The sequence below is a fragment of the Mycolicibacterium phocaicum genome (assembly GCF_010731115.1).
Lineage (GTDB): Bacteria > Actinomycetota > Actinomycetes > Mycobacteriales > Mycobacteriaceae > Mycobacterium > Mycobacterium phocaicum.
In genome coordinates this window covers 2966613-2982399 of record NZ_AP022616.1, presented here as the reverse complement: position 1 = coordinate 2982399, position 15787 = coordinate 2966613, and the positions used below count along the sequence as shown (strand labels likewise).

Genomic DNA, 15787 nt, shown 5'->3' with positions numbered 1-15787 from the left:
CGGGCTCAGCGGCAGGTGTTGGCGCTGACCCAGCGGCCGTTCCAGCCGACGCAGCCCTGAACCGGCGGTGGCGGCGGTGGCGGCGGCATGTCCTCGGGCAGTGGCGCGTAGTAGGCCGGCGGCGGAGCGTACGGCGCGACTGCGCCGAAGTCGGTGCATCCGCTGACCGTGATGCGGCGTCCGGCGCCGAAGCAGACATCGGCGTTTGCGGTGCCGACGGGAACGACCGCGATCAATCCGGGTACGGCGGCTGCGGCCAGTGCGGCGGCGAGCAGCCGGCGGCGGGGGCGTGGCGAGATGGCGGACATCAGTCGCCCAACAGCGGACGGTCGGGCTGCTCGAGGCCACAGCGCTCGCGGAAATCTGTCATCGGCTGACGGATCGCGCGAAGTTCGTTGTGCGCCTGCGGGTTTGCGTCGAAGAAGGTGCGCACGTCGTTGGCGACCTCATCGCGAGGCTTACCCTGCAGGCTGCCGTAGAAGTCGTTGACGTCCGGGTGCGTGAACAGGTAGGCCGAGGCGGCAGCGGCGACACCCGAAGCCACGCCGGCCAGATCTGCGGGAGTGCAGTTGGGGGCCGCCGGGGCGGCCAGCGCCTGACCTGACGTCGGCAGGGCGACGGCCATGGCGGCCACGGCGGCTCCTGCGGCAGCCACGACCGCCCGCTGGGCGACCGATTTGGTGAAGACCATTGCCGTATTCCTTTCCACTGTGCCGGATCCGGGTCGATCGACCATCGGACACAGCCGGACTGTAGCAGGCGGATTGACCCCGCCGACATTTTCTGGGGTAGCTCAGGCTGGGGCCGACGGGGCGTCAGCTCTGTGCTGCGGCGTCGACTGTGGTGCCGGCCGGGCCGGATGTTGCCGGCGCACCCGGCAACCGAGTGGTGTTGTGCGGTTTCGTGCTCGAAGGAGTTTGCCGGAATGCTTGGCAACGGCTCGGGGCTATTGGCATGCTTGGTCCACTATGGGTGACCTCGGAGTGTTCGGCGCGTGGCTCTTGCTGGCCATGGTTGTCGGCGGAGCGGTCTGCGTGGCGGTCGGCTGTGTGTTCGTGACGCGACGCATGATCGCCCGCGATGCGCGCCCCGAACAGAACTCTTTCCTGTCGCCGTTCCTGACCGTGGTCGGCCTGGTCTACGGGGCGCTCCTCGGATTCACCGTCGTCGTCGGCTGGCAGCAGTTCCTCAGTGCCGAGACGAACGTCGCCAACGAAGCGTCGACGTTGACGACGCTGTACCGCCAGACCGTCGCGATGCCGCAACCCGAGCAGGCGCAGGTTCGCGAGCAACTGCGCAAGTACGCCGCCGCGGTGCAGGGGCCCGCCTGGGGCACGGACGAATTCGCCGACATCGGCAACAACGGCCGCGCCGCGCTCAGCGAGATGTATCGCATTGTGGGAACGCATAGTTCGGCGTCGACCGCGAGCCCGATCGATTCGCAGTTCCTCAGTGAGCTGACGGTGCTCGCCTCGGACCGCAGCGAGCGCATTCTCAATTCCCACCAGCGCATCCCGGCGCTCCTGTGGAGTGCCCTGATCTTCGGTGGGACGGTGTTGATCCTGTTGACCTGCTTCATGCGGCTGGAGAACGCCCGCGCCCACGCGGTCCTGGTCGGCGCGGTCGCCGTCCTGTTGTCGCTGCTGCTGTACGTCATCTACACCCTCGACCATCCGTTCGGTCCGATAGGCGTTACCCCGCAGCCCTTTTCGCATGCGGTCAAGGTTTTCGACATGGTGGACCGCGGTAGCTGATCGTCGCTCCCGAGATCGATCGGCGGCCGACGGTCTATTATCTGCGTATGAATGCAGATAACCAGGCGCCGGCACCGCTCGCCGACGACCAGGTGCGTCTGGTGGTGGAAGTCTTCCGGATGCTCGCCGACCCGACGCGCGTCCAGCTGTTGTGGGCGTTGAGCGCGTGCGAGCTGTCGGTCAATGAACTGGCCGAGCGCGTCGGCAAGCCCGCGCCGTCGGTGTCACAGCATTTGGCGAAGCTACGGATGGCGCGGTTGGTTCAGACCCGCCGTGCCGGTACGACGATCTATTACAGCCTCGAGAACGAGCATGTGCGTCAGCTGGTGGTCGACGCCGTGCACAACGCTGAACATGCGGGTCCCGGGGTGCCGGCTCACCATCGTCAGGACCCGGGCGTGCGGAGCCTCGACGCCGACACCGCAGTAAGCAAGGGCGGCCGGCGATGAGCGGGCACCACCACCACCACCACCACGGCGACCACAGCCATGCGCACGATCACGGCCACTCCCACGGCGGCTGGGGCGCGGTCAGAGGGCTTTTCGCTCCCCATTCTCATGACGCGGCGGACAGCCTGGACGGCGCGCTCGAATCGAGCGCCGCCGGTATCCGGGCGGTGAAGATCAGCCTGTTGGTGCTGGGCCTCACCACGGTGGTGCAGATCGCCATCGTGGTGGTGTCCGGATCGGTGGCCCTCGCGGCCGACACCATTCACAACTTCTCCGACGCCCTGACCGCGGTGCCGCTGTGGATCGCTTTTGCCATGGGCGCCAAGGCCGCAACGCGCCGCTACACCTATGGCTTCGGCCGGGTGGAAGACCTGGCCGGGTTGTTCGTGGTCGGCATGATCACGCTGTCGGCGATCATCGCCGGATACGAGGCGGTGCAGCGGCTGGTCCACCCGCACGTCATCGACCACGTGGGGTGGGTGGCGCTGGCCGGGCTGGTCGGATTTCTCGGCAACGAAACGGTGGCGGTCTACCGCATCCGCGTGGGACGGCAGATCGGGTCGGCAGCGTTGGTCGCGGACGGCGTCCACGCGCGCACCGACGGGTTCACGTCACTGGCGGTATTGCTCGGCGCCGGGGGAGTGGCCCTTGGATATCCGCTCGCCGATCCGATTGTCGGGTTGATCATCACGGTGGCGATCCTGGCGGTGCTGCGCACCGCGGTGCGAGATGTGTTCCGCCGCTTGCTCGATGGTGTCGATCCGGCGCTCGTCGAAACCGCCGAGCAGTCGCTGGCGGCCGAACCGGGGGTGCGCTCGGTGCACAGTGTGCGCATGCGCTGGATGGGACACCGCTTGCATGCCGATGTCGAACTCGACCTCGATCCCGAGCTGAGCCTGGCGCAGGCCCATCAGATCGCCCACGACGCCGAGCATCATCTGGTGCACGCGGTGCCCAAGCTGACGACCGCGTTGATCCACGCATACCCTGCGCGCTAGACCCTGCCGACCGCGCCGAGTTGCTGCAGCTGGGACAGGGTGTCGACCACACCCCAGACTTCGGCGATCTTTCCATCGGCGAAGCGCATGATGAAAATCTCTTCGTACACAACGGTTTTGCCGGTCGGCGCCAGACCGCGGTACTCGCCGAGATGCGTCCCGGTCACCGTCTGGCGTGAGGCGATCTTGTCATGGTCGACGACCATGTCATCGACCATGACATGGATGTCGGGAAAGGCGCGCAGGAGCAGCGTCCAGATGAGCTTCATGGTGTCGGGGCCCGAACCTGCCGCGAGCGGTGAGTGGACCACGGCGTCAGGCAGGAGGACATCGTCGATCGTGCTCACGATGTCGTCGATGTCTCCGCTGTTGCAACTGCAGTGGAACCGTTCGAAGGTCGCGACATTCGTGCTCGTGGGTGTCGTGGACACTGGCTCACCTCGCCTTTCCGGATTACATCGGCCGTCGCAACGACAATCGGACGACGGCGTAGCCGGCATCGGCGGTGATGCGCCCCTCGGCGACCGCCCCGAGCAACCCGACCAATCCCCACGATAGGAACGTTGCATCGGGTTCGTCCATCAGTTCGTCGGCGAGAATGTCGGCGACCATCTGGCGTGTGCCATGGATCACGACCGCGCTGTTTTTCGGGAAATGCTGGCGGACAGCGGCTTCCAGAACATCGAGGCCGCCCTGATTCGGCCGGCGACACGGATCCTCACGGCGGTCAAGCAGGGTTAGCCCACGTCGCCCGTGCGGTCCGCCAGTCCCAGCCTGAGGTGCTCGCTGTGGTAGACGGCCTCGTCGAGCAGTTGGGCGACGTGGTTGTCGTACAGGCTGTAGACGATGCTGCGGCCGCTCCGGGTGCCGGTCACCAGTCCGAGATTGCGCAGCAGCCGGAGCTGGTGGGAGACGAGGGACTGCTCCAGTCCGATCGCGTCGGCGAGGTCGGTGACGGAGCGAGAGCCCTGGCGTAGCTCGGTGAGGATCATCAACCGGCTCGGAGTGGCGAGGGCCTGCAGAGTTGTGGCGACCTGAGCCGCGGCGTCAGCGTCGAGCCGCCCGGTGGGGCGGTCACGCCCCTCGACACCATGTCCCACGGTCCTAGTGTACTAGGGCATACACATGAAGACGTATTCATTTATTCTGATAACGTTGGCGGCATGTGTCTGGGAGGTGCGTCATGGCGACGGTGACTCAAATCGCCCGGCCGGCGATGACCGGTGCGACGCTGGCTCCAGCGCGCCGCGGGTGGTTCTCTCTGCCCGAGATGCGCTGGGCGGCAGCGGCTTTGGCGCTGTTCCTGACCGGATTGGTGATGCAGCTGGCTGGTGGACCGGCCTGGGCATGGTGGACGCTGTACCTCGCGTGCTACGTCACCGGAGGTTGGGGGCCGGCGCTGGCGGGGCTGCAGGCGCTGCGCGCGAAGACGCTCGACGTGGATCTGTTGATGGTCGTCGCCGCGATCGGTGCGGCCTCGATCGGCCAGGTCACCGACGGTGCCCTGTTGATCGTCATCTTCGCGACCTCCGGCGCGCTGGAAGCGCTGGCCACCGCACGGACAGCGGACTCGGTGCGGGGGCTCCTGAACCTGGCGCCCGACACCGCGACGCGGTTGTCCGACGGCGACGAGCACATGGTGCCGGCCACTGCGCTGGCGGTCGGCGACGTCGTGCTCGTGCGGCCGGGCGAGCGCATCTCCGCGGACGCCACGGTGATCGACGGCGCCAGTGAGGTCGATCAGGCGACAATCACCGGGGAGCCGCTGCCGGTCGCCAAGGCCGTCGGCGACGAGGTCTTCGCCGGCACGCTGAACGGCACCGGAGCACTGCGGATCCGGGTCGACCGACGGGCCGCCGACTCGGTCGTGGCGCGCATCGCAGCGCTGGTGGAAGAAGCGTCGCAGACCAAGGCCCGCACACAGCTGTTCATCGAGAAGGTCGAGCAGCGCTATTCGATCGGCATGGTAGCCGTCACCCTCGCGGTGTTCGTGATCCCGCTGCTCGCGGGCGACTCCGTGCGGGAGGCGCTGCTGCGGGCCATGACGTTCATGATCGTCGCGTCGCCGTGCGCAGTGGTGCTTGCCACGATGCCGCCGTTGCTGGCGGCGATCGCGAACGCCGGGCGTCACGGCGTGCTCGTCAAGTCGGCAGTGGTGATGGAACAGCTCGGTGCCGTCACCCGCGTGGCATTCGACAAGACCGGAACATTGACCCGCGGGACCCCGGAACTGGCGGGAATCCGGCTGCCGACAGGCGATTTCACAGAGGATCAGGCGCTGACGCTGGCCGCGGCCGCCGAACACCCCAGCGAGCACCCGCTGGGCGCGGCCCTCGTTCGGTCGGCGAAGGCGCGGCGACTGTCCCTGCCGCGCGTCGCCGACTTCGTCGCCGAACCCGGCCGCGGTGTGCGGGCCACTGTCGAAGGACGCGCGGTCACCGTGTCCTCGCCGTCGACCGGGAGCGCCGAAGCCGCGGCGCAGCTGGAGCAGCGCGGTTGCACCGCCGTCGTCATGGCGGTCGACGGTCGCGTCGTCGCAGTTTTCGGCATGACCGATCAACTTCGTCCCGATGCCGACACTGCGGTCGCCGCCGTCACCATGCTGACGGGGCAGGCCCCGGTCCTGCTCACGGGTGACAATGCCGCTGCGGCAAGGCAGTTGGCCGACCAGGTGGGTATCGCCGAGGTGCGCGCCGCACTGCTACCGCACGACAAGGTGGCTGCGGTCCGGGACCTGCAGGTCGATGGCGGTCGGCTGGTCATGGTCGGCGACGGCATCAACGACGCACCCGCGCTGGCGGCCGCGCACCTGGGTATCGCGATGGGCGGCGCCGGTTCGGATCTCACGCTGCAGACTGCCGATGCCGTCGTCATCGGTGACGACCTGCGCACCATCCCCGCGGTGATCGCGCTGTCGCGACGAGCCCGCCGCGTGGTGGTGGCCAACCTGGCGATCGCGGCGACTTTCATTGCGGTGCTGGTGGTCTGGGATCTGGTCGGCACCTTGCCGCTGCCGTTGGGGGTGGCGGGCCACGAAGGTTCGACGATCATCGTCGGGCTCAACGGGCTGCGACTGCTGCGCGGTGCCGCCTGGCGGACGGCGAGTTGACCCCGGCCTGCGTTGACTCTGTGGTGGGGCCTGCACGACTCGGTGTTTTGTGCCGTGGGCGCAGGGGCAATGCCGTCGACGTGGCAGCTACGACTCGTCGATGCGGTGTTGATATGCCGCGCGCGCTTGCGGGTCGAAGTTCAGGAAGGTGTTGTAGGCGCCCAACTGTGTGTTGATGGCGTCGCGCAGTCGCCGCCCGATCAGGGGTTGGGTGCGCAGGATCGGCCCGATGATCTTGGGGACGAACACATCTGCGGTGGGACGAGACACCGCGTCCGCGATCGCCTGCGCGACATCGTCGGGCTGGGCTGTCGGGATGAACCGAAGGCCGGAGGTCCCCGCGATGAGCTCGGTGTTGGTGAACGACGGCATCACGCAGGTGAAGTGCACTCCGGTGTCGGCATATTCGACGCGGGCAGTCTCGGTCAGTGCGATGACCGCAGCCTTGGTGCCGCAGTAGGTGAGGCCGCCGGGCACCGGAGTCTTGCCGGCGGACGACGCGATGTTGATGACGTGGCCGCGGCGGCGTTCCACCATTGCGGGTAGCGCAAGGTGCATTCCGTAGATGCACCCCATGACGTTGATCTCGACGGCGCGGCGGTGTCTGTCGGCCGGCTGGTCGAGGAACCGGCCGATGGGCATGATGCCCGCGTTGTTGATCAGGACGTCGAGTGGGGCGGCGGCCGTCGCTTCCTTGTGGAACGCGGCGAAGGACTCGTAGTCGGACACGTCGACCGGGTATGCCTCGGTGCCGGGACCGACCGTGGCGGCCGCTGCGGTCGCGGAGTCGATGTCCAGGTCGCCGATGACGACGGTGGCGCCGCGGCGGTGCAGCGCAATGGCGGTGGCCAGGCCGATGCCTCGGCCGGCGCCGGTGATGGCGATGCGTTGTCCGCGTAGGGAGGGGGCGCTCATATGACTCCTCGGATGCCTCGTTGCATTTTCGAATGTAGATCAAAATACATTTGATCCGCAAGAGACCTTGACGCTCAGATATAACCTAAGTTACGTTTGAATCGCAGCGGCGATCAGGGCACGCGATGACGGGCCGGCCGCGTCGGCAGTCTCGAAGACCTTTCATTACACGGAAACGGTGAAGCGCATGACTGGTACAACCCAACGGGAAGCGGCCGTGGCAGCCGGGCTCCGGGACGTGTTCGCGACCGGACGCACGCGCGACCTGCAGTGGCGGCTCGAACAGTTGCGCGGCATCGAACGACTGTGTGACGAACGTGAGCGGGAGATCGCCGACGCACTTGCGCAGGATCTGGGACGCCCGGCATTCGACTCGTGGCTGGCGGATGTCGCCCCGACGAAAGCCGAAGCCACGTACGCCCGCAAGCACCTGCACCGGTGGATGCGTCGCAAGCGCATCGGAATGCCGTTGAGCCAGTGGCCGGCCCGGGGCTGGGTGCAGTACGACCCGCTCGGCGTGGTGCTGGTCATCGGTGCGTGGAACTACCCCTTCTATCTCAGCGTCGCGCCCCTGGTTGCGGCCTTCGCCGCCGGTAACTGTGCGGTGCTGAAGCCATCCGAGTTGGCTCCGGCGACCTCGTCGCTGCTGGCGCGCCTGCTGCCGCAATACCTGGACGCCGAGGCCGTCCGGGTCGTCGAGGGTGACGGCGCCACCACGCAAGCGCTATTGGCCGAGGGGTTCGACCACGCGCTGTTCACCGGTGGCACCGAGGTCGGGAAGTTGATCATGGCCGGCGCCGCCCCGACGCTCACCCCGGTCACCCTCGAACTCGGCGGCAAGAGCCCGGTCATCGTGACGGCGGATGCCGACCTCGATGTCGCCGCCCGCCGGATCGCTTGGGTCAAACTGCTGAATTCCGGCCAAACCTGCATCGCCCCGGACTACGTACTCGCCGCCCGGGCCGTCGCGGACGCACTCGTGGCGAAAATCGTCGAGAACCTCGAGCGCTTCCGTGCGGGCGAGCGGACCGCTTCGCAACGAATCGTCAACGACCGCCAGTTCGACCGACTGGCCGGGCTCATCAGCTCCACCACCGGCACCGTGGTGGCCGGTGGCGGCTCGGACCGGTCGACGCTGCACATGGAACCCACGGTCATCGTCGGCCCCGGAGCCGACGACCCGGTCATGACACAGGAGATCTTCGGACCCATCCTGCCGGTGGTCCCGGTCGACTCGCTCGACGCCGCCATCCGCTACGTCAACGCCGGACCGAAGCCGTTGGCGCTGTACGTGTTCACCGAATCGACCGAGTTGGCGCGGGCCATCATCGACGTGGTGCCGTCCGGGGGCGCGGTGGTCAATCACGTCGCGATGCACGTCCTGGTCGCTCAGCTGCCGTTCGGGGGAGTCGGCGCCAGCGGCATGGGCGCCTACCACGGCCGGTGGGGGTTCGAGGCGCTGAGCCACCGCCGCGCGGTGCTGGCCAAGCGCACCACGCCGGACCCGACGCTGTTCTACCCGCCGTACTCCCGCCTGGCGGTCGCCCTGATGCGAAAGATCTTCTGATGCGGCGGCTTTCGAGTCTTGATGCCCAGTTCCTGGCGGCCGAACACGACAACTTCGGGGGGCACTACAGCGGTCTGGCGCTGTTCGAGACCGAGGGCAGCACCACCATCACCGCCGCGACCATGCGCAGCCGGGTGGCGGCCTGCGTGGACCGGTTGCCACCGCTGCACTGGAAGGTGGTGACGGTACCACTGTCGCTCGACCATCCGGTGTTCGTCCGAACCGAGGTCGACCTCGATGATCACATCTTCGAGTCGACGCTGCCGGCCCCGGCCGACGACGACATGCTCGGGCAGGCAGTGGCCGGCATCCTGTCGAAGCGACTGGACCGCGACAGGCCCTTGTGGCGGTTGGACGTGATCCACGGGCTGCCGGGGCGGACCGCGGTGGTCATCACGCTGCATCACGCTGTCGCCGACGGGATTGCGGCCAGTGAAGTCCTCGCCGCGATCCTCGACACCGATCGCTCTCAACCGCACGCGGCCACGCCCGCTCGAGTTGACGCGGAGCCGAATCCGTTGGGGCTGGCCGCGCGTGGGCTTGCCGCCCTACCGGTCCGGGGCGCGCGTGCCCTACTGGCGGCCCCGCAAACCCTGGCGCACCTGGATCAGGTACCGGCCGTCCGCGCGCTGCCGGGCGTACACACCTTGGCGCGGGCCGTGCGTCGCGACAATGATGCGAAACCGCTGAAGGCGCCGCGCACGCGGTTCAACGTGAAACTATCCGGCGCGCGGACGGTGGCCTTCGGAACGGTTCCGTTCGATGACATCAAAGCGCTCAAGGCGCACTATGGAATCACGGTCAACGATGTCGTGATCGCCTTGTGCGGAGGTGCGCTGCGGCGCCGGCTGACCGCGACCGGAGACCTTCCTGCCGGTCCGCTGGTGGCATATATCCCGGTCTCGAAGCGGTCGGCCGACGCGCCGGATCGCTTCGGCAACGCGATCAGCTCCATCATCGCGCCGGTGCCGACGCATCTGGCTAAACCCCTTGACCGCTTGCGATTTGCGCATCAGACGATGGCGGACGCCAAGCGCCGTACCAGCGCGGCGCCTGACACCCTGCTCAGCGATGTCAACGATCCGATCCCCGTGCCGATCTTCGGCATCGCCGCCCGCGGCCTGATGGAGATGACGTCGTCACGATTCGCCCGGCCGCCGATCAACGTGGTCATCTCGAACGTCCCGGGCTCGCCCACCGAGATGGCCTGCTCCGGTGCGCCGCTGCTGGCGACGTACCCCGGGAGCCTCGTGTTCGACGGCTTCGCCCTCAACATCACCGTCGTCAGTTATCAGGACGGCCTCGACATCGGAATCGTCGGCGACGCAGAGGCTTTGCCGGACGGGTGGGAGCTGTTGGCGGATTTCCGCCGGGAACTGGACGAGCTGTCCGCCTTGGCTGACATGGAAAGGAGTACTGACTGATGTCGGTCGTCACTGAATTCACCGCCGACCTCGTGGTGGCGCGGCGCCGAGACGCAGCCGACGGCGTGGTAACCCTCGACCTGGTCGACCCGGCCGGCGGTGCGCTGCCGTCCTGGGAACCGGGCGCCCACATCGACCTGCTGCTCGCCGACGGCCTCGTGCGGCAGTACTCGCTGTGCGGCGACCCGCGCGACCGCGGTATGTGGCGCGTCGGTGTGCTGCTGGATCCCAACACGCGCGGTGGCTCACGGCACGTGCACGAACACCTGAGCACAGGCGAAACCGTCCGGGTTCGCGGCCCCCGCAACAACTTTCCGCTGGTCGACTCGACCAAGTACCTCTTCATCGCCGGCGGCATCGGCATCACCCCGATGAAGGCCATGGCCGAAAGCGCGGAGCGTGCGGGCCGGGAATGGCGCATGGTCTACCTCGGCCGGACCCGGTCGTCGATGGCGTTCCAGCAGGAATTGTCCGACGCGTTCGGTGATCGTGTCACGATCTGGGCCGACGACGAGCGTGGCGGCTTCTTCGACTTGACCGCGGTTCTCGCCGAGCCGATCGACGGCACCGTGATCTACAGCTGTGGCCCGGAGCCGCTGCTGACTGCCGTCGAAAACGCCTGTGCCCATTGGCCGCACGGCAGCCTGCACATCGAGCGGTTCGCCGCCAAGGCGCCCCGTGCCGAGGAACTCGCCGAGATGCTGGACAGCTACCAGGTGGTGTGCCGAAGCTCGGGCGTCACCGTCGAGGTGGCAGGCGGCGTGCCGATGCTGGACGCCCTGGAGGACGCAGGCATCCCGATCATGTCCTCCTGCGGGGAGGGCGTCTGTGGCACCTGCCGTACCACGGTGCTGGAAGGCATTCCGGCGCACTGTGATTCGTTGCTGACGGACGAAGAACGGGCATCCGGCGACGTGATTCTGCCCTGCGTGTCCCACTCTCGAACCGAGAAGTTGGTGCTGGACCTGTGACCGAACAATCGACCCACGAGTAGACAAAGGAGTCCGCCATGACCACCGAGAGCTTCACCGACATCGACCTGGCCACCGTCGATCTCACCGACCTGACGTACTTCCAGGACGGCCCGCCGCACGAGATTTTCGCCCGCATGCGCACAGCGCCGGGCCCGCACTGGAATGCCCTGACCGACGCCGATGAGCCCGGTTTCTGGTCCTTCACGAAATTCGATGACATTCAGACCATCAGCAGCAATCCGGAGCTGTTTTCATCGGCCCGCGGTGGGGTCTTCTTCACCGCCACCATGGGCGCCGCGCCGGTCGAGGTGCTGCGTGAAGTCATCCTGGGCATGGACCCGCCGCGGCACACCCATCAGCGCGGCGTGGTGCAGGCGGTCTTCACGCCGCGGATGATCCGGCAGATGGAGGACGGCGTCCGCGCGACGGTGACCACACTGATCGACAGTGTGATCGAGAGGGGGACATGCGATTTCGTCGATGAGATCGCCGTCGAGCTGCCGCTGATCGTCATCGCTGACATGCTCGGCGTGGCGCAGGACGAGCGGCGGCAATTGTTCGCGTGGACCAACCAGCTGTCCCACGCGGCGGCAACCGGCAACACCCAGCAGGGTCTGGCCGCGCTGATGGAGATCGGCGGATATCTCACCGGGCTGACCGCCGAGCGCAAGGCGAACCCCGGCGATGACCTGTTGTCTCGCATGCTGCTGGCCGAGGTGGACGGACAGCGTCTCTCGGAAGCCGAGATCACGTTCTTCTTCGGGATTCTGATGTTCGCCGGCAACGACACCACGCGCAACACCGCATCGGGTGGCCTCCGGGCTCTCATCGAGAATCCGGCCGAACGGCAGAAGTTGATCGACGACCCGGAGCTCATTCCGGGCGCGGTCGAGGAGATGCTGCGCTGGGTCTCGCCCGTCTCGTACTTCACCCGCACCGTCACCGCGGACACCGTCGTCGGCGGGCACGCGCTGAAAGAAGGTGAGCGCGTGTGCATGTGGTACGGCGCCGGCTCGCGTGACCCGGAGAAGAACGCCGACCCCGAGACGTTCAACGTGTCCCGCGGCAAGCCCGCACACCAGGCTTTCGGTGGTGGCGGCCCGCACTTCTGCCTGGGAAACCAGCTGGCCCGGCTGGAATTGCGGGTGCTGTTCGAAGAGTTGCTCCGGCGGATTCCGGACATGCAGATAACCGGTCCGGTGACTCGCCTGGTGTCCAGCTTTTCCAACGAGCTGACGTCGATGCCGGTCACCTTCACGCCCGGCAGTGTGGAGCACTGAGATGTTTCCTGGCACCCACGCCTTGACCACACCCGACAAACCCGCCGTCATCATGGCGGGTTCGGGGCGGCAGCTGACCTACCGTGAGCTCGACGACAGATCCCGGCGCCTCGCCGTCGCGCTGGCGGACCTCGGGCTGGTCAAGGGCGACGTGATCGCGATGCTCAGCGACAACGACGCGGAGTGTTTCGTCATCTATTGGGCCGCACTGCGGTCGGGTCTGTACCTGACTGCGGTGAACTTCCACCTCACCGCTGCCGAAGTCGCGTACATCGTCGACGACTGCGGCGCCAAGGTCCTGATCGCCGATGGCGGCCTGGGCGAACTGGCAGAGCAGGTGCGGGCTCGGGTGCCCGCTGTCGAGCATGCCTACAGCTTTGGTGCGGTCCTGAACGGATTCGCCTCGTACCCAGACCTTTTGGCTTCCGCGGGGGACCGTCGTCCGGCCGATCAACCGCGTGGCAGTGACATGCTGTACTCGTCGGGTACGACCGGCCGGCCCAAGGGGATCAAGCCACCGCTGCTGCCGATCCAGGTCGACGAACCCGGTGACCCCATCACCGGATTGCTCGGTACGGCGTTCGGTATGACGGCGGATGACGTATACCTGTCGCCCGCCCCGATCTACCATGCCGCGCCCCTGCGGTGGTGCGGTGCCGTCCAGGCGATCGGTGGCACCGTTGTGGTGCTCGAGCGATTCAAGGCCGAGAGCACCCTCGATGCCATCCAGCAGTATCGGGCCACCGCCGTTCAGGTGGTGCCCACGATGTTTGTGCGGATGCTGCAGATGTCGGCCGAGGCCCGGGCGTCCTACGACGTGTCGAGTCTGCGCTTGGCGATCCATGCCGCCGCACCCTGCCCACCCGATGTGAAGCAGGCCATGATCGACTGGTGGGGACCGATTCTCGTCGAGTACTACTCGTCGACGGAAGCCTGCGGGTTCACGGTCATCAACTCGGCGGAGTGGTTGACCAAACGCGGCTCGGTGGGTCGCAGCATGCTGGGTCCGGTGCACATCTGCGGCGACGACGGCACGGAATTGCCCACCGGTGAAGCAGGATTGGTGTACTTCGAGCGCGACGTGCGGCCTTTCGAGTACCACAACGACCCCGCGAAGACCAAGGAAGCCGAGCACCCGGACCACAGCAATTGGACGACGGTCGGCGACATCGGCTACGTCGATGCCGACGGTTATCTCTTTCTGACGGACCGGAAGTCGTTCATGATCATCGCCGGCGGCGTCAACATCTATCCACAGGAAGTGGAGGATGCCCTGGCCCTGCACCCGGCGGTTTTCGACGTCGCGGTCATCGGCGTTCCCGACCCGGCCATGGGTCAGCAGGTGAAAGCCGTTGTCCAACTTCGTGATGGCGTCGCACCCAGTGCGGAGTTGGCCGAGCAGATCATCACTCATGCCCGGACGAAGGTGGCGGCGTTCAAGGCGCCCAAGTCCGTCGACTTCGTCGACAGCCTCCCTCGCACCCCGACCGGCAAGTTGGTCAAGCGCACCTTGGTGCAGCAGTATGCCGCGGCGCCGGCAGGCTGACGTCGATGAGACGCCGCGTCGGCGTCGAAGACTACTTCGACGCCGGGCTGAAGCTGCTGGTGGCGCAAGGCCCCGGCGGTATCAAGGTCGGCGCATTGTGTGCTGCCCTCGGCGTGACCACCGGCTCGTTCTACGGCTACTTCGGCAGCCTGGACGACTTCGTCGCCCGGCTTCTGAGTTCCCGTCTGTCCCATCCGAACCGGCGCCTGCTCGAACTCGCGAACTCCGACGCGCCGCCGGAGTCGCTCCTGGCCGGACTACGCGAGCTGCTCGACGCCGTCCCGCATGACACCGAGACGGCGCTGCGCGCCTTGGCTTCCAGTCGCGCCACTGCCGCGGCGCTGCAGCGGCGGCTCGACAAGGAACGCGGAGCGGCGCTGGCATCGATCCTGTACAAGATCGTGCCCGCCGATGACTGTGGCCGGCTCGCCGATGTCGGGATGGCGCTGCTGATCGGCTACCAACAGCTGTACTCCGGTGGCGGGGCAGCGGCGCGCGACAGCCTGTTCGAGGAGTTCGCGACCATGGTTCACGTTTACCAAATGTAGGTTCTATTACGATGTGGCCCGGCGAGTGAAAGGTGGAACGAGTGCGGCTGTCGGTGACGCGCGATGACTACTTCAACGCCGCCATGGAGCTCCTGGGTTCCGCGGGTCCGTCCGGCCTGAAGATCGCGCCGCTGTGCAAGTCGCTCAACGTCACGTCGGGTTCGTTTTACGGTTACTTCGGCAGTATGGACGGCTTCGTGACCGAGTTCCTCGTGTTCTGGGAGCGCACCCAGACCGAACGGCTCGCCGAATTGTCCAAGGTGCCAAGCGATCTGACAGCGCGCGTCCATCTCTTGAAAACCCTCGCGGCCAAACTGCCGCATGATGCCGAGGCGGCGATCCGTGGCTGGGCGCACGCGAATCCGCAAGTCGCAGAGGCGCAGAAAGCCGTCGATGCCCGACGGGTGGAAATCCTGACGGAGCTCTACCGACCGGCCGTCGCAACCCGCCGGCATGCCGAGACGCTCGCCATCATGGGCATCACCCTGCTCGTCGGGTTACAACAGTGGCGATCACCGGTGACCCGCAAGGACTTCAACCGGGTCTTCAACGAGTACGAGCAGATGGTCTATCGCGCGATCGATCAAACCAGCTCGGGCACCCTCAAGTGAGCGATCGCCAGCTCGAACTCGCAGATGTCCACCAAGCTGCCGCCCAGCTGGGCGAGCTTCTCGGTGCGTAGCGCGCTGGCCTGTTCCCGGTTGTTGTCCAGGGCCGCGGCGTTGTCGAACGTCACGGACGACACCGCACGCCCGGACGGCTTGTCGAGCAGGAGGCTGGCACTGCAGAACCCCTCGAGCTTCTCCAGGGACGGCAGCACCAACGTGCGGTAGAAGTCGGTGAGGAGGTCGGCCTGATGCGGTTCGACCGAGAACCACGCGACCCTGAGGCAGGCACCTTCCGGCGAACGGTGGTCGCGGTGCAGTGCCGTGACCTCCCACTCGTTGATCTCCTTGCGGGTGCCGTTCAGCAGCTCAGCGGCGCGTTCCCCGAGCGGCCGCGCGGCGTGCGCCGTCAAGTGCATCACCGCTTCGGACTCCCAGGCGCTGGTGGCGATGCACCGCCCCAGGCGCCGGTCCACCATCAGCGACATCCCCGCCGCACCTAGTTCTTCCAGGGCCGGCAGCACGGTGTCGCGCATGTACGCAACGCCCGCGTCGATCGACGCCGGCTCGGCCTGAAACGTGGTTGAGCGTGCGTACACCAAGCGCTCCTCGGTTGCG

At 67.0% G+C, this 15787-nt stretch carries 18 protein-coding genes; 11 read left to right on the top strand and 7 right to left on the bottom strand.

Going from position 1 to position 15787, the window contains the following annotated elements:
• Nucleotides 1–5: 5 nt before the first annotated feature.
• Together G6N46_RS14360 and G6N46_RS14355 are read right to left on the bottom strand one after the other, a co-directional pair.
• Entirely contained in the window at nt 6–308 is a 303-nt protein-coding gene (locus tag G6N46_RS14360) for a hypothetical protein (protein ID WP_138247984.1), read from the bottom strand.
• Nucleotides 308–691, bottom strand: a complete 384-nt coding sequence (locus tag G6N46_RS14355; RefSeq protein WP_138247985.1) for a heme-binding protein — start codon at nt 689–691, stop codon at nt 308–310. The genes G6N46_RS14360 and G6N46_RS14355 overlap by 1 nt, the downstream gene beginning before the upstream one ends.
• A 277-nt stretch (nt 692–968) precedes the next feature.
• Here G6N46_RS14355 and G6N46_RS14350 point away from each other — a divergent pair, with 277 nt between their 5' ends.
• The 3 genes from G6N46_RS14350 to G6N46_RS14340 are packed head-to-tail and all read left to right on the top strand — an operon-like array spanning nt 969 to nt 3201.
• Nucleotides 969–1754: a bestrophin-like domain gene (locus tag G6N46_RS14350; RefSeq protein WP_138247986.1), complete on the top strand. Its 786-nt coding sequence runs from the start codon at nt 969–971 to the stop codon at nt 1752–1754.
• A 47-nt stretch (nt 1755–1801) separates the two neighbouring features.
• On the top strand, nt 1802–2203 hold the full coding sequence (locus G6N46_RS14345; protein ID WP_138247987.1) for an ArsR/SmtB family transcription factor: 402 nt from the start codon (nt 1802–1804) through the stop codon (nt 2201–2203).
• Nucleotides 2200–3201: a cation diffusion facilitator family transporter gene (locus G6N46_RS14340; protein WP_138247988.1), complete on the top strand. Its 1002-nt coding sequence runs from the start codon at nt 2200–2202 to the stop codon at nt 3199–3201. Before G6N46_RS14345 ends, G6N46_RS14340 begins: the two co-directional genes overlap by 4 nt.
• Here G6N46_RS14340 and G6N46_RS14335 read toward each other — a convergent pair.
• The 3 genes from G6N46_RS14335 to G6N46_RS14325 form a co-directional block, all read right to left on the bottom strand.
• Entirely contained in the window at nt 3198–3632 is a 435-nt protein-coding gene (locus G6N46_RS14335) for an ester cyclase (protein WP_138247989.1), read from the bottom strand. The genes G6N46_RS14340 and G6N46_RS14335 overlap by 4 nt on opposite strands.
• A 22-nt stretch (nt 3633–3654) precedes the next feature.
• Nucleotides 3655–3834, bottom strand: a complete 180-nt coding sequence (locus G6N46_RS14330) for a hypothetical protein (RefSeq protein ID WP_138247990.1) — start codon at nt 3832–3834, stop codon at nt 3655–3657.
• Nucleotides 3835–3938: 104 nt separating this feature from the next.
• The gene (locus tag G6N46_RS14325) at nt 3939–4301 is read right to left on the bottom strand and encodes an ArsR/SmtB family transcription factor (protein ID WP_138247991.1); all 363 of its coding nucleotides are present in this window, start codon (nt 4299–4301) and stop codon (nt 3939–3941) included.
• A gap of 83 nt (nt 4302–4384) precedes the next feature.
• On the opposite strand from G6N46_RS14325, the gene G6N46_RS14320 reads away from it, so the two are divergent.
• Nucleotides 4385–6310 (top strand): heavy metal translocating P-type ATPase, encoded by a 1926-nt coding sequence (locus G6N46_RS14320; protein WP_138247992.1) that lies wholly within the window; start codon nt 4385–4387, stop codon nt 6308–6310.
• 87 nt (nt 6311–6397) lie between these two features.
• Here the strand turns inward: G6N46_RS14320 and G6N46_RS14315 are convergent, their stop codons facing one another.
• On the bottom strand, nt 6398–7225 hold the full coding sequence (locus G6N46_RS14315; RefSeq protein WP_138247993.1) for an SDR family oxidoreductase: 828 nt from the start codon (nt 7223–7225) through the stop codon (nt 6398–6400).
• 187 nt (nt 7226–7412) lie between these two features.
• On the opposite strand from G6N46_RS14315, the gene G6N46_RS14310 reads away from it, so the two are divergent.
• From G6N46_RS14310 to G6N46_RS14280, 7 genes are read left to right on the top strand one after another with little or no spacing between them, the layout of a single operon-like run.
• A complete protein-coding gene (locus G6N46_RS14310; RefSeq protein WP_138247994.1) occupies nt 7413–8792 on the top strand; it encodes an aldehyde dehydrogenase family protein in 1380 nt (459 codons plus the stop codon).
• Nucleotides 8792–10216, top strand: a complete 1425-nt coding sequence (locus G6N46_RS14305; protein ID WP_138247995.1) for a wax ester/triacylglycerol synthase family O-acyltransferase — start codon at nt 8792–8794, stop codon at nt 10214–10216. The genes G6N46_RS14310 and G6N46_RS14305 overlap by 1 nt, the downstream gene beginning before the upstream one ends.
• Nucleotides 10216–11187, top strand: coding sequence for a PDR/VanB family oxidoreductase (locus G6N46_RS14300; RefSeq protein ID WP_138247996.1), 972 nt, complete (start codon nt 10216–10218; stop codon nt 11185–11187). Before G6N46_RS14305 ends, G6N46_RS14300 begins: the two co-directional genes overlap by 1 nt.
• Before the next feature lie 38 nt (nt 11188–11225).
• A complete protein-coding gene (locus G6N46_RS14295; RefSeq protein WP_138247997.1) occupies nt 11226–12470 on the top strand; it encodes a cytochrome P450 in 1245 nt (414 codons plus the stop codon).
• A gap of 1 nt (nt 12471) precedes the next feature.
• Complete coding sequence (locus G6N46_RS14290; protein WP_138247998.1) at nt 12472–14016, top strand: acyl-CoA synthetase; 1545 nt, start codon at nt 12472–12474, stop codon at nt 14014–14016.
• A gap of 5 nt (nt 14017–14021) precedes the next feature.
• Nucleotides 14022–14564 carry a TetR/AcrR family transcriptional regulator gene (locus tag G6N46_RS14285; RefSeq protein WP_138247999.1) on the top strand — a complete coding sequence of 181 codons (543 nt, stop codon included), beginning with the start codon at nt 14022–14024 and terminating at the stop codon, nt 14562–14564.
• A 41-nt stretch (nt 14565–14605) separates the two neighbouring features.
• On the top strand, nt 14606–15175 hold the full coding sequence (locus G6N46_RS14280; RefSeq protein WP_138248000.1) for a TetR/AcrR family transcriptional regulator: 570 nt from the start codon (nt 14606–14608) through the stop codon (nt 15173–15175).
• On the opposite strand, the gene G6N46_RS14275 is transcribed toward G6N46_RS14280, so the two are convergent.
• Nucleotides 15148–15768 carry a hypothetical protein gene (locus tag G6N46_RS14275; RefSeq protein ID WP_138248001.1) on the bottom strand — a complete coding sequence of 207 codons (621 nt, stop codon included), beginning with the start codon at nt 15766–15768 and terminating at the stop codon, nt 15148–15150. The two genes, G6N46_RS14280 and G6N46_RS14275, sit on opposite strands and share 28 nt — an antisense overlap.
• Nucleotides 15769–15787: the final 19 nt, after the last annotated feature.